The organism is Nonomuraea zeae, assembly GCF_005889725.1.
GTDB lineage: Bacteria > Actinomycetota > Actinomycetes > Streptosporangiales > Streptosporangiaceae > Nonomuraea > Nonomuraea zeae.
On sequence record NZ_VCKX01000019.1, the window covers coordinates 31376 to 45177 of the forward strand.

9 protein-coding genes are annotated in these 13802 nt (G+C 69.1%); 7 read left to right on the plus strand and 2 right to left on the minus strand.

What is annotated here, in order from left to right:
* The first annotated feature begins 1 nt into the window (after position 1).
* The 4 genes from ETD85_RS08985 to ETD85_RS09000 all read left to right on the plus strand — a co-directional run bounded on the left by ETD85_RS08985 (position 2) and on the right by ETD85_RS09000 (position 6289).
* Entirely contained in the window at positions 2 to 991 is a 990-nt protein-coding gene (locus ETD85_RS08985; protein WP_138689156.1) for a hypothetical protein, read from the plus strand.
* Entirely contained in the window at positions 984 to 3674 is a 2691-nt protein-coding gene (locus tag ETD85_RS08990; protein WP_138689157.1) for a P-loop NTPase family protein, read from the plus strand. The genes ETD85_RS08985 and ETD85_RS08990 overlap by 8 nt, the downstream gene beginning before the upstream one ends.
* Before the next feature lie 99 nt (positions 3675 to 3773).
* Complete coding sequence (locus ETD85_RS08995) at positions 3774 to 5006, plus strand: FxsB family cyclophane-forming radical SAM/SPASM peptide maturase (RefSeq protein ID WP_240779043.1); 1233 nt, start codon at positions 3774 to 3776, stop codon at positions 5004 to 5006.
* A complete protein-coding gene (locus ETD85_RS09000; protein WP_138689158.1) occupies positions 5003 to 6289 on the plus strand; it encodes an HEXXH motif domain-containing protein in 1287 nt (428 codons plus the stop codon). The genes ETD85_RS08995 and ETD85_RS09000 overlap by 4 nt, the downstream gene beginning before the upstream one ends.
* Here ETD85_RS09000 and fxsT read toward each other — a convergent pair whose 3' ends face one another.
* A complete protein-coding gene (fxsT, locus tag ETD85_RS09005; RefSeq protein ID WP_240779044.1) occupies positions 6290 to 8809 on the minus strand; it encodes an FxSxx-COOH system tetratricopeptide repeat protein in 2520 nt (839 codons plus the stop codon). It lies immediately after the preceding gene.
* 108 nt (positions 8810 to 8917) lie between these two features.
* Here fxsT and ETD85_RS09010 point away from each other — a divergent pair, with 108 nt between their 5' ends.
* Both ETD85_RS09010 and ETD85_RS09015 read left to right on the plus strand, forming a co-directional pair.
* Positions 8918 to 9160: a hypothetical protein gene (locus ETD85_RS09010; RefSeq protein WP_138689159.1), complete on the plus strand. Its 243-nt coding sequence runs from the start codon at positions 8918 to 8920 to the stop codon at positions 9158 to 9160.
* Between the two features lie 193 nt (positions 9161 to 9353).
* Positions 9354 to 11339: a tetratricopeptide repeat protein gene (locus tag ETD85_RS09015; RefSeq protein ID WP_338087129.1), complete on the plus strand. Its 1986-nt coding sequence runs from the start codon at positions 9354 to 9356 to the stop codon at positions 11337 to 11339.
* Here ETD85_RS09015 and ETD85_RS09020 read toward each other — a convergent pair.
* Positions 11336 to 12601, minus strand: a complete 1266-nt coding sequence (locus tag ETD85_RS09020; RefSeq protein ID WP_170246578.1) for an MFS transporter — start codon at positions 12599 to 12601, stop codon at positions 11336 to 11338. The two genes, ETD85_RS09015 and ETD85_RS09020, sit on opposite strands and share 4 nt — an antisense overlap.
* 307 nt (positions 12602 to 12908) lie before the next feature.
* Here ETD85_RS09020 and ETD85_RS09025 point away from each other — a divergent pair, with 307 nt between their 5' ends.
* Complete coding sequence (locus ETD85_RS09025; RefSeq protein ID WP_170246579.1) at positions 12909 to 13745, plus strand: AAC(3) family N-acetyltransferase; 837 nt, start codon at positions 12909 to 12911, stop codon at positions 13743 to 13745.
* Positions 13746 to 13802: the final 57 nt, after the last annotated feature.

The window sequence follows — 13802 nt, forward strand, 5'->3', positions numbered from 1 at the left end:
GATGCAGTTCGCCGACGACTCCCGCTACGCGCTCTACGGCCTGCGTTCAGGCAACCCCTATGTCAGCAGGCCGCTGGACGCGGTCACCTGCGAGAGCGACCACGAGCTCCTGCTGGAGCTGGCCGGCTTCATCCCGCTGACGACGCTCAAGACCGCCATCGAGCAGAAGGCCGGCCGGAAACGCCCGGTCTTCGTGCTGATCACCGGAGTGGGCAAGAGCGGCCGGACCTCGCTCGCCAACCACATCATGCGCCTGTACCGGGACGCCGCCACGAGCCCGGGCGCCACCTTCGTGACCCACCGTGCCGAGCCCGACGATATGACACATGACGCCTATGCGCAGATCTGCTCCACGCTGCTCTCCTTGCGCAACAAGATGAACGAATGCGCGATCAAGATCCCTGACGAGCTCCGCGCCCGCTTCACCGAGCTGGGCCAGCGGACGAGGGCCGACCGGATGAACGAGTACGACCTGCAGGACATCGCCGGCCTCGCCGGATCCACCTTCGCCGCCGCGAAGGTGGCCTTCGGCATCCGGTACGAAGGCGTGCCGACCAAGCAGCTGATCACGCTGGCCACCAAGGTGTTCGAGAGCACGAGCACGGTCGTCGTCTTCACCGTCGACGCCTACGAGCACGCCAACACCGTCCGGCTGACCAAAGCGGAGCGGGAGCGCTTCGCCGCGCGCGGCCACATCGTGGACCTGGGTACGCTCACCCCGGAGCAGATCTCCGAGCTGGCCAAGCACCGGTGGAACGGCCGGCCTCCTGCGCCGTTCCACGAGCAGGGGCTCACGAACGCCTTGAGCGGGCGCGAGTACACCGTGGGTCAGGCCCTGCGCCGCCTGGAGGTGCTGCTCGATTTCCGCCTCAGCGAGTACGAGAAGGACGACCCGTGGCCGACGGACGACCTGCACATGCACGAGAACTGGCTGCGGCTGAAGATCTGGCAGGGTGAGAGATGGAACGGGATGGGAGACATCCATGGCTGACTACCCCCCGCGCAACCCCTTCCCGGCTCGTGGCATCTCCACCGCAGAAGAGACCTCGCGGCCGGACTTCCTGAACGACTGGGCCCGGCAGATCCCCACAGTCGTCCTTCCCGGTGTACGCGGGGCACTCCGACTGGCCGAAACGTACCTGCGCGGGTTCCCCGGTGACGGCGGCCTCAGCTGCCTGTGGGGCGCCCACGGCATCGGCAAGACGCACGCGGCCCGTCACATGATGGCCTACGTCAACGGCGAGGACTCCCAGGCGATCCAGCTCTACCTCCGGTTCCAGGACGACGACTTCGTCGCGGCCTACCGCAGCCTGGTCGCCCAGCTTCCGCGCGAACTCCTCGCCGACCTGAGCCTGAGTTACCGCGCCGCGCTCAAAGGCGATCTGACCGCCCGTGCCGCGCACGGGGCCGGTGGCGACGACCAGCTCATCGGCAAGGAGCGCGTCAGGGTGCTGGACGTGATCGAGGACGGCGAGGTGCTGGAGGAGCAGGCCAAGGAGATCGCCGCGGTGGCGGTCGACTGGCCGCAGTTCCAGCGGGCGCTGGACTACCTGATCAGGCCCGACTTCTCCGACGCGGCCTACGACTGGCTGTGCGGCCGGCCGATCACGCCCGACGCCGCAGGTGCGATCGGGGTGAGCGAGCAGATCGATGACCCGCTCACCTGCCGCTACGGCCTGCAGCTCCTGACCACGCTGGTCACCAGGGGCGGGCGGTCGTTCGTGGTCGTGCTGGATCAGTGCGAGAAGTTCCTGCTCATGGACGGCGACCCGGTGCCCGCGAACATCGGCCTCCTGCAGGGCCTGGTCGAGGTCGTCCCGCAGGCCCGCGGGCTGCTCGTCCTCGTCACCAGCGAGGCCGGCTGGCACGGCATGCCACCTGATCTGCGCCAGCGCATCGGCGCCGGGGCCTGCCATCTGCTGCCGCTCACGCCGGACGAGGCCCGTCAGGTGCTGGCGGCGTACATCGGGGCCACTCGCCGGACGCCCTCCGAGGGGATCTGGCCGTTCACCGAGTCGGGACTGCTGGAGCTGCTGCGTCACAGCGGCGGCAACATCCGCCTGCTCCTGCAGCTGGCCTGGGCCGGCTTCGAGGCCGCCCGTCCGCCGTCGCCGATCGAGGCCGAGCAGGTCGCCGCGGCCTCGACCCAGGACAGCCGCGCTCCCGGTCTTCCCAGCGTGGCCATGCTCGTCGACAGCGAGCTGCGGGCCATGGGGCTGAGCGCCGAGCGGGTCGAGGAACGCGACCGGATCACCTCGTTCCACGTGCCCGGCGCGCGCAATCCGCGAGCTGTGATCAGGTTGTCCGAGGCCATGTTCTACGACGACGAGGCGTCCAACGCGGCCGAGCTGGTCGGCTCCGGCGCCCGATCGGCCTTCACGGCTCTGGTGGTCACCGGATATGTCAGCCCGCCGGTGCTGACCGTGCTGCGCGGCGCGATGCACGAGGTCCTGGTGGCCGACGGCTCGGCCGCCTTTGTCCGCCGGCTCCATGGCCTCGTCGAGCGGATCGCCGCCATGCCCGGCCAGGCCGGTCAACCGGCCGTGCTCGACAGCACCTTACGGGAGCTGCAGGCCCAGCTCGACGGCCTGAACTCCGAGCGCCGCCGTGAAGCCGACGCGCTGCGGCGGGAGCTCGCCGAGCTGTCCGAGCGGCTCGAACGCGAGCAGCAGCGGACCCGTCCCGACTGGCCGGCCCGGCGCGCGACACTGGTGGCGCGCATCGATGAGGCCAGGGCCGCACGGGCCGCGGCCGACTGGGAGGAGTTCAGGAAGAGCCGCGCCGACGTCGTCCGCGGGCGCTCGGTGACGCTCGGCTGGCTGGCCGGACTCGCCATCGCGACAGTGGCGCTGCTCTCGATCGCCTTGCTCAACTCGATGCCGCTGACGGCGGTGCTCGTAGCGGCGGCCGTTGCCACGGCCGCCGGCGGGGTGCTCCTCGGACGGAGGCTGCTGTCGATCAAGGTGAACCGACCGGGAGCGAGCCTGGAGTCCGCGCGCGATCTCGACCGGCTGGCCCGCGAGGCGCAGGCCGATCCGCTGTCTCCCGATCCCGTCGGCCGCTACGCCCACGCGCTCCAGGGGGATCCGGACAACGCCTTCTCCCCGTTGCTGGAGAGCATGCTGGAGGAGCCGCTGGCGCTGATCCGCCAGGCCATGGCCCGCCGCCTGGCCGACACCGCCCGCCCGCCTTCGCGCTGCGTCCCGGAGGTGCTGCGCGGGCTGCACGCGGGCGTACCCGAGGTGCTGCTGCTCCTGGCCCGCGGTCAGCGGCACGCGGAGTCGGACCGGCAGCCGCGCGCGCTCCGCGACCTGCCGCCCGAGCTGCGTGTCCTCGTGGCGCTGGCCAATCCGGCCGCGCTCCGGCTGGCCGGCGGCGCGGTCTCCACGCAGCCTGCCGAGCTCGCGCTCGAGGCGCTCGGCGTCCGCGGGCACCGGCACCCGCTGGCGCTGGCCTTCCGCGACGGCGTGGCCCAAACGGTGACCGTCGAGATCCCGGCCGGTGAGATCCCCGCCGGCGCGCTCAGAGCGACCGCCCAGTTGCTGTCACCGCTGCACCGCGACGGCCTCGGCACGTACGACTGGCTGCCGGTGATCACCAAAATCGATGAGCTTTACCTGTTCTTCGAGGAATTGCTGTATTTCCACGAGGAAAATGCCGCCAATAGGCATTAATCTTGACTCGCCATCGAAGGCGTGAGACATAGAGACCGGGGTCCAGCGCCCTTCCTTGGGGAGCGCAGTATGGGGCGCACGACACACAAGGGGTAGCCGTTGTTAGGAAGCCCTGAATCGGAACCGCTGCTCACACAAGGTTTCCCGGAATTCCTCGACGTCGACGCGCTGCTGGTGAGCGGGTGGGAGCCGCTGGGATTCCAGCAGTTCATCCTGAAAATCCACAGCCGGTGCGACCTGGCCTGCCGCCACTGTTACGTCTACGAGATGGCGGACCAGAGCTGGCGCGACCAGCCACGCAGAATGTCCGACGCCATCGCCGACCGCGCGATCGAACGCATCGCGGAGCACGCCTCCCGCCACGACCTGCCGGAGATCGACGTCATCCTGCACGGCGGCGAGCCGCTGCTCGCGGGGACCGAGCTCATCTCCCGCCTGGTACGCGGCATCCGGGGCGCGGTCGCGACGGGCACCCGGGTCAACGTCAACATTCAGACCAACGCGCTCCGGCTGGACGAGGCGTACCTGCGGCTCTTCGAGTCGCTGGAGATCCGGGTCGGGGTGAGCCTGGACGGCTACGAGGAGGCCCACGACCGGCACCGCCGCTTCGCCACCGGCCGAGGCAGCCATGCCCAGGTCAGCGAGTCGCTGCGGCGGCTCACCGCGGGGCCTTACCACCATCTGTTCAGCGGGATCCTGTGCACGGTCGACGTGCGCAACGATCCGGTGCGTACGTATGAGGCCCTGCTGGAGTTCGACCCGCCGGCGGTCGACTTCCTGCTGCCGCACGGCAACTGGGCGGTGCCGCCGCCCTTCCGCGTTCCCGGCTCGCCGGAGACCCCGTACGCGGACTGGCTGATCGCGATCTTCGACCGATGGTACGGCAGCCCGGTGCTGCAGACCGACATCCGCATGTTCCGGGAGATCATGCGGCTGCTGATGGGCAGCGCCTCACGGGCCGAGACCATCGGGTTGTCCCCGGTGCGCATGGTCGTGATCGAGACCGACGGCAGCATCGAGCAGTCGGACATCCTGAAGAGCGCCTACCAGGGCGCTCCCGACACCCGTCTGCACGTGCTCGCCCACAGCCTGGACGAGGCGTTGCGGCACCCGTCGATCGTGGCCAGGCAGATCGGCGAGCTGGCGCTCTCGTCCGTGTGCCGCCGTTGCGACATCGTCTCCACCTGTGGAGGCGGTCTGTACGCGCACCGTTACCGCCCCGCCACCGGCTTCGCCGAGCCGTCGGTCTACTGCCCCGATCTGTACCGGCTGATCAGTTATATCCGGGCGACCTGCGAGCGGGACATGGCCCGGTTTCGAGGCGTGGGATGACCCCCGCTCCACACCGTATCTCCGCAACCGCGTTCTCCACGCTGGCCACAGGTGGCGGCGGCGCGCGGGCCGTGGCCGAGCTGTGCTCCGCGCAGGCCAGCAAACACCGCCTGCTGGTACGGCTGCTCGTCACGGAGGCCCGGAGGGTCGGGCACCCGCACGCCGATCTGGTGACGCGTGCCTACGAGGCGCTGTCGGAGATGGAGGCGGACTCGCCCGAGGAGGTCGACCGGTGCCTGCGCCATCCCGCGGTGGGAGCGTGGGCCCTGCGTACCTGCCGGGCGATCCCCGGTGGCGGTGGCGATCCGGGCCGGCTGGCGGCGCTCGCACTGGCCGCGGCCGTGCGCACCCGCAGCGCCCGCACCCTGGACGCGCCGGTCGGTGGCGGCGCGCTCATGCTGCCGTCGCTCGGCCTGCTGACCTTGCCGGCCGACCTGCCGGAGGTGGCACGGGTGGTGGTCGAGCCGGCGGAGACCGGAGCCGAGCTGCGCCTGGCCGATCACACGTGCCGGGTCGACCCGTCGCGTGACGGTCCGGGCTGGCAGGTCCTGCACCGGATCACCGTCACGGCGGGCGTGCTCATGACCATTGACGACCTCGACCCCTACCGCTGGCCGGGAGACGACGTGGGCGGGCGCCTGGCGGAGGACCGCCGGGAGCGCTGGACCGAGCACCTGCGCGAGGCGTGGCGGATCCTGCGGGTCCGGCACCGGACGGTCGCGGAAGAGATCGCCACGGCCGTGTCGGTGCTCACGCCCGTGGTCCCCCGCTCGCTCGACCAGCACAGCGCGTCGGCCCGGGACACGTTCGGCACGATCGCGCTCTCCGACCCGATCGACGGCATGGGCATGGCACTCACGCTGGCCCACGAGCTCCAGCATGCCAAGCTGAACGCGCTGAGCGAGGTGGTGGACCTGGTCGAGCCCGACGACGGCCGCCGCTACTACGCGCCCTGGCGCCCCGATCCGCGACCGCTCTTCGGGCTGCTGCACGGCGCGTACGCGCACGCCGCCGTCGCCGGTTTCTGGCGGCACCACTTGCGGGACCCGGGGCGCGGACCGCACGCCCAAGTCGAGTTCGCCCGCTGGCGCGACGCCGCGCACCAGGTCACCGAGGCGCTGCTGGACAGCGGCGGGCTGACGAAGGCCGGCACGCGCTTCGTCGCGACGCTGCGCGACACGCTCGGCCGCTGGCGGAGCGAGTCGGTGACGCCCACCGCCGCCGCCCAGGCCCGCCGGCAGTCCGAGCTGCACAGGCAGACCTGGGTCAAGACCAACTCCTGATCAGATGGGCGGCGGGTCGAAGTCGCAGTTGAGCCGCTCGCCGGCCGCCACCGCGAGCGCCTCGGGGTGCTCGGGCCCGAGGGCCGCGTTGAGTCGTTGCACCGTGTCCGCCAGCATCCGCTTGCCCTCCTCCTCCGCGCCCGTCGCCTGCAGGTCCAGGGCCAGGTTGGCGGCGCAGACGAGGCTGAGGTAGTGGTCGGGGGTGAAGTAGGTCTGGATGCGCTGGTAGTTCTCCTCGCCCACCCGGCGGGCCTCCTCGTGATCGCCCAGCGCGGCCAGGTCGTTCTGGAGATTGAGGGCACAGGTGACGGAGTAGTCGTGGTCACGGCTGACACGCGCGGTGAGGCCGGCCAGAGCGTCCCGGTCGATGCTCAGCGCCTTGGCGGGGTCGCCCTTCAGCCGGGCCAGCAGTGCAAGGTTGATCTTGCTGGCGTGGGTGAAGGGGTGATCGTCGCCGAACACCTCGGGATAGTGCTTGAGCCCGCGCTCGGCGACCTGGAGTGCCTCCTCCAGCTCGCCGACCGCGCGAAGGGCGTTGGACAGGCCCAGCGCCGCGGCCATCGTGTCGGCGTGGCCGTCTCCGTAGAGGCGTACGAGCCGGGTGTGGGTGTCCCGCATGAGCTCCAGGGCCTCGGCCAGCCGACCGGCCCGGCGCAGGGAGATGGCGTAGTCCTTGGCCGCGAGCAGGGTGGTGGGGTGATCGTCTCCGAGCTGCGCCACACCGTACGTGTAGGCCTCCTCGCCCATGTCCGCGGCCACCTGGAAACGGTCGCTCAGCCGCACGGCCCGGCTCAGGGTGCTCCAGACGCCGAGCAGGAAGCGCCGGCCGACGCCTTCCGCGCCGCTCACGTAGAGGTAGATCTGCTGGAGCAGCCGCTGCGCGGAGGGGTAGTCACTGGTCAGGGCGTAGTCGACGGCCACGTTGTTGCGGGTGCGAAGGGTGCGGATGTCCTCGTCGCCGAACAGCCGCTCGTAGATCTCCAGCGCCTCCAGGTCGACCTCCCGCGCGCGCAGGAACTCTCCCCGGCCCCGGAGAGTGGCGGCGTAGCTGTTGGTCGCCCACAACGTCTCGGGGTGCTCGTGACCGAGGGTCTCGCGCATCATCTCCAGGGTCTGCGAGTCGATCTCGTACGCCCTGGTGTAGAAGGTCAGGGCCCGGTAGATGTTGCCCAGGTGGATGCGGGCGACGAGGACGTCGGAGTGCTGCGCGCCGCTCACCTCCGACCAGCGTTGGATGTACTGGTCCAGCAGGCGCTCGGCCGGTTTGTAGCTGCCTCGCACATACAGGTAACGCACGAGGTCGAGGGCGAACTTACGGACGCTGGGTTCGACGCATTCGATCACTCCGGACGGCTCCAGGTGGGCGAGGAGCTCCTCGAAGTTCGGCCACCTGCTCGTCTCGTCCGGATCGTTCGGCGCACTGCCCGCGAGCAGCAGGTGCACCTCGTGGCGTAGCTCGCCGCGATCTTTCTCGGGCGTCTCGTCGCGGAGCAGCGCCTGGTTGAGGCGGTGCACCTGGAGGGTGCGGGTGGACGGCTCCACCTTGACGAGCGCGAAGCGTTCGAGGTTGCTCAGGGCGTTGGTCAGCAGGATCGTGTCCGACAGGATCCGCGATAGCCGCGCGCCGACCACCCGGTTGCCGCGGCGGAAGACGTCGCGCGGGATGGGCTCGGGCCCGAAGAAGGCGCAGCACCGCAGGAGCTCCACCGCTTCGGGGATCCGGTCTTCGAGCTGGGACACCGACAGCTGCCAGGCGGCGGTCATGGACTGCGGGTAGGTCGGCGCCTTCTCCAGGCTGAGCAGCCGGCCCGTCTGCTCCTCCAGCAGCGAGACGTATTCCTCCACCGACATCAGCGTGCGGGCCAGCAACGCGGCGGCCTGCTCGAGCGCGAGCGGAAGGTCGCCGAGCTTCTCCGCGAGGAGATCGGCCTGCGACTCGGTCACCGACGTGCGCAGACGCTTTTTGAGGAATCCCACGCTCTCCTCGCGCCGGAACACGTCCACCTGAATGGTGGCCTCGTGGTCGCTCCAGCGCGAATTACGCGAGGTGATGAGGACGTGGCCGGGACCTCTGGGAATGAAGTCCTTGATGTAGTCGGGCTCTTCGGCGTTGTCGAAGATCACCAGCCAGCTGCGGAAAGGGACACCACTCTGCAGGGTGCGTAACACCGCCTGCGTGGCCTGCTCCACGCCCGTGGTGTCCGCGGGCGGGAGCCCGAGCGCCTGCGCCATGCCGGCCAGCGCGGACGGCACGAGCACCGGCTGGTCCGCGGAGATCCACCAGACCAGGTCGTAGTGGGCGCGATATTGCCAGGCGTACTCGATCGCGAGCTGGGTCTTGCCCACTCCACCGAGACCTTGCAACGCCTGGGGCTGCGCCACCACCGCGGTGACGGTGTTGATGCTCTTCCTGAGCGCGGTGAGCAGATCCGCACGGCCGGTGAAGGTCGGATTGCGCTTGGGCACCTTTTCCCAGACCTTCGGCACCTGCGCCGGCATGGAGTGCGAATTTTCCGCCACGTCGATCCTCCGCTTCCACGCCAGAAGAGTCGCTGATCTCAGACCCATCCTAGAGGTTGATTAGTGAACCCGCTTATCACAGAATCATAATAAGAATCTCTCGCGATCTTGGTCGAGCACGACGATGCGCACGTCCATGAGCGCCTGTATGTCATGTGGATATTCGGGTGGCCCGAAACAGATGGAGCGCACATGCATGATGGACAGTACGGATCCAGCGCGCTGATCGACGTTTCCCTCGTCTCCCTGCACAATCTGCAGGAAATGGAGAGTGCCGCGTTGCGTGCGGCGGTGGCGTCCTGCCTGAGCGACGACAAGGAGCAGATGGCGGCCTTCCAGAATTCGATCTAGTACATACTCTGACATTGCCCACCAGTAGGGCATGAATCGGGCGCAGAAGGTGTGCCCGAAAAGGCACCCTTCTCCCTGGGGAGGATGTGCTGGCACCGCCGCACGTGCGAAAATGTCGATCCTCCTTCATGGCCAGGGAGGAAATGAGTGGTGAAACGCGGCTGCGGATGGAACCGACATGATGACTTCCGGCATGAGAGCACAGCCGGCGGCGCCGGAACCGTACAAAGGGTTACGCGCCTTTCGTTCTGAGGACAGCCACAAATTCTTCGGACGCGACGCAGAGGCCAGCAAGATCTGCAAGTTGTGGCAGTCGCAGCGGCTGACCGTGCTGTACGGTGCCTCCGGCATCGGGAAGAGCTCGCTGTTACAGGCAGGCGTCCTACCACTCATCGATCCGAACAGCGTGGACGTTCTCCCCATCGGCCGGGTGTCATACGGATCGACCTTTCCGCGCGCCGCGCTGGCCTCGCACAATCCGTACATCCTGGCCCTGCTGATGTCCTGGTCCCCGCTGGCGCCGCCGACCCGGCTCCTGGGCGTGACGATCCCCGCGTTCCTGCGGTCACGGCCCATCAAGCTCGACGCCCACGGCGACGCGACCCGCACCCTGATCGCGATTGACCAGATCGAGGAGCTCTTCGTCGCCGGAGCACGGCACCAGCGCTACCGCGACTGGTTCTTCGGCCAGCTCGCCGACGCGCTGCGCGCGGACTCCGGCCTGCGCCTGTTGCTGTCCGTTCGCGCCGACCGGCTGACAGACCTCCTGCAGTACGAACGGGACCTGTCCTGTGGTGATCGGGAACGTTTTCCGCTGGAGGCGCTGAGCGCCGAAGGCGCACTGGAGGCGGTGACCAAGCCCATCCTGGGCACCGGGCGGGTGTACGCCAAGGGCGCGGCCGAGCTGATGGTACGCGACCTCGTCAAGATCCGGACTCGCTCCGACCCGCTCCTGCAGCCGCAAGGAGTCGAGCCGGTCCAGCTTCAGGTCGTCTGCGAGTCTCTGTGGCACACGCTGTCCCCCGACACCGTCGAGATCTCGAAGAGCGACGTGCTCCAGTACGCCGACAAGGCACTGTCCGAGCACTACGACAGGGAGCTCAGAGAGATCGCCGCCAGGCGGTTCGACGGCGACGACCGGCGGCTGCGAACGTGGCTGAGACTGACATTCTCCGACCGGGCAGGCGGCGGGCGCCTCATCCGGCAGAGCGCCATCAGGATGGCGGGAGTCGGCAGGAGCGCGGTGGCCCTGCTGGTGAAGCGGCATCTGCTCCGCGCCGACGAGCGCGGGGGCGAGAGCTCGTACGAGCTGGCCTACGACCGCTTGCTCCAGCCCGTCGAGCAGGGTGACCAGCAGGTGGACCCGCCCCTGGAGCAGCTGCGGCCCGAGGATTTCCTGCGCGAGGCGGAGGCGGCCCTGCGCGAAGGCGATCTCGTGCTGGCCGCCAAGCTGGGTGACGAGGCCCTGGCCCGGTCGAGAGAGGACGACCTGCGGCTGCGTGCGCGGATCGAATCTCTGCTCGGCAACGTCGCCTACGAGCGCGGAAACCTGGTCGCCGCCATCTCCCGTTACAGCACCGCCGCCAAGAGCTTCGAGACCGCCGGAGCGGCGGCCTCCGTCGGGCTCCTGCTCACGGCCATCGGGCGGCTACGGCTGGCCCAGGGCTCCCCCGCCGATGCCGTACGCGACCTGCGGGCCGCGATGGTCCGCGTGCCCGCGGACCTGACCATCCAGACGGAGCTGGCCTGGGCGTTGTGGCACGGCGGCCATCCGAACGCGGCGGTCGGCGTGCTCGACGGCGTGCTCGACCGAGAGGGCGACAACACCGACGCGTTGCTCAGCCGCGGCCAGATCCTGGCCGGCATGGGCCGGGCCACCGCCGCGCTCCGCGATCTCGACCGCGCCCGGCCGCTCCACTGGCCGTTCGCCAAGGGCGCGCACGCACTCGCGCTCGCCGAGACCAACAGCATCAAGGAAGCCCAGCAGGAGATGGTGGAGGCTCTGGCCGAGACCGAAGACCATGGCCCCCTCCTGTGGTACGCCGCCAAGGTCGAAAAGCTCGCCGGCAAGACCGTGTCAGCGGTGGACCTGGCGAAACGGGCGATCGACGCGCAAGGGCCGGCGTTGCCGGAGCATCTGGCGAAAGACGCCATACGGCTGGCCGACAGCCGGGTCTAGCCGACCATGAGGCTTTCCTTCTTGAACAGGTCGGGCAGCGGCGGGGTCAGGCGTCTGCGGAGCGGCCCGATGACGCCGACCAGCAGCGCCACGAGGAGCATGACACCGAACAAGGCCAGCGAGCCCTTTTCCACGCCGCCCCACGTCACCAGCAGGCCGCCCAGCGGAGCGGCCAGGCAGAGCGCGCCATGCGACGACAGGCGCGAGGCGCCCACGACCCGAGCCAGCGTCCCGGGATCCACCGCGTGGACTTCCACCGATCTGATCGCCACATTGCTCAAGGCCCCGCCCACGCCGGTGACGAACAGCGCCAAGGCGAAGAACCACGACTTCTCCCCGAGGGCCGCGCCCAACGCGGCCAGCGACAGCCCCAGCACCCAGATCCACATGTGGATCTGCAGCACGTGCCGTACGGGCGGTAGGTAGAAGGCCAGGATGGAGCCCGCCGCGCCGCCCGCCCCGCCGGCCGCGAGCACGAGCCCGATGTCCAGCGAGGCCATGCCTGCGGATCCGGCGACGAAGACCATGATCAGCGCGTTCACCATCAGGTTGGTGAAGGTGGTCACCATGATCGAGCTACCGAGAAAGGGCAGTTGCTTGAGCGCGAGGAAACCCCCGGTCAGATCGCGCCACAGAGATGGCCCGGCGGGCCGCCGCCCGGACCCACCGCGCCAGCCGAAGAGCAGGCTCCACGAGACGAAGAACAGCACGGTGTTGAGCGCGAAAGGGATGTAGCGTCCGACCGCGAAGAGATAACCGCCGAGTGGGCGGCCGGCGATCGCGGCGACATGGCTGGCGGCCTCGCTCTTGGCCAGCGCCTGATGCATCAGGGCAGGCTGCACCACGGATGGCAGCAACGCCGCCTCCGCCAGTGTGTAGAGGACCCACAACGTGCCCTCCGCCGCCGCCGCCGCGAGGAGGTGCGTGAGCGACGGACCCTCGAACGGCAGCATGATCAGCACGGAGGCCACGCTCAGCAACCGTCCGAACTCCGCGCACAGAATGATCCGGCGCGGCGATATTCGGTCTACCAGCAGCCCGCCTGGGATGTAGAACACCAGGATGGGGATTGTCAGGGCGAACCCGGCCAAGCCCGCGACGGTCGGTGACTTGGTCTGCGCCAACGCCAGCAGCGGATAGGCGACGCCGAGCGTGCGCGTGCCGATCGTGGAAATGGCTGAACCTGCCCATACTAGGGCAAATCTAGCCTTCCTTGAAGAAACCGGGATCTCATGCAATTGCCCCCCCGCCCCACCCTGCACCTTTTCGGTCCTGACCTTACGGTCACGGGTAAGGTGGGGCACGGCGACAACCCGCCTCTTGCTGGTTGGGAAAGGGACTGCTTACCAAGACATTGCGGCTTGAGACCCGTCGAAGTATAGGGGACGATTCCAGCGGCGGCCCAGCTGAGCAAATTTTGGACGTGCACTAAACCACCGTTACGGGGCGCTAAACGTCTATCGTGATCACTCAATTAAGTAAGGGCCCAATGAGGGGAAATAGGGCAGGCAACTCACCTATGCCCCTCGGTGTGACCATACGCCGACATCAAGGAGCGATAGATCAAGGATGGTGGGATTTGCCCGATTGTGGGATGACTTGGCGACCCTTGGGATTGAATTCGGGCAGGTCATCCTGCTGCACTCTTCGCTTCGCAGTATCGGCCGGTGCGACGGCGGGGCGGCCACGGTAGCCGGAGCTCTGAGAAACCGGCTCGGCGCTGACGGCACGCTCGTCGTCCCCACCGGCACGTCCGCCAATTCCGATACGTCGCCCCTATATCGGGCCGCGGTGGCCGGAATGGGCGCGGACGAAGTGGCCTCCTACCGCTCCCGCATGCCGGCCTACGACCCCGCCTCCACCCCCACCAACCTGATGGGCCGGATCGCCGAGCACGTACGCACTCTGCCCGGCGCCCTTCGCAGCGCGCATCCGCAGACGTCGTTCGCCGCCATCGGCCCGCAGGCCCCGCCGATCATCGACGGCCACGCCCGCGACTGCCTGCTCGGGGAGCGGTCGCCGCTCGCCCGGCTCTACGACGCCGGGGCGCTGGTGCTGCTGGCCGGCGTCGGCTACGACAAGTGCACGGCCTTCCATCTGGCCGAATATCGCTACCGTCCGGACCCGCCACGCCGCCGGTATCGCGCGGTGGTGGACGACGGACAGGGCCCCGGCTGGTGCGAGTTCGCGGACGTGGACGTGGACTCCGGCGACTTCGCCGCCCTGGGCGCGGACTTCGACCGGACCGGCGCGGTACGGCACGGGCGGGTGGGTGCGGCCGAGGCGCGGCTGTTCCCGCTGGCCACCGCCGTGGACTATGCGGTGGACTGGTTCAGAGCGCATCGGACCACCGGCCGCAGGACCGCGGTTTGTGAGCCCGCAGCGTGCCGCGGAGCGGCCGGCTGACGGTCAGCGGCGCATCGGGCCGACCGGCGGTCAACATCGCCTGAGGCCGGTTGACGG

Excerpts from the sequence above, each read along its gene's own strand:
- ETD85_RS08985 (WP_138689156.1), top strand. The coding sequence starts at position 2 with ATGCAGTTCGCCGACGACTCCCGCTACGCGCTCTACGGCCTGCGTTCA.
- ETD85_RS08990 (WP_138689157.1), top strand. The coding sequence starts at position 984 with ATGGCTGACTACCCCCCGCGCAACCCCTTCCCGGCTCGTGGCATCTCC.
- ETD85_RS09000 (WP_138689158.1), top strand. The coding sequence starts at position 5,003 with ATGACCCCCGCTCCACACCGTATCTCCGCAACCGCGTTCTCCACGCTG.
- ETD85_RS09015 (WP_338087129.1), top strand. The coding sequence starts at position 9,354 with ATGAGAGCACAGCCGGCGGCGCCGGAACCGTACAAAGGGTTACGCGCC.
- ETD85_RS09025 (WP_170246579.1), top strand. The coding sequence starts at position 12,909 with ATGGTGGGATTTGCCCGATTGTGGGATGACTTGGCGACCCTTGGGATT.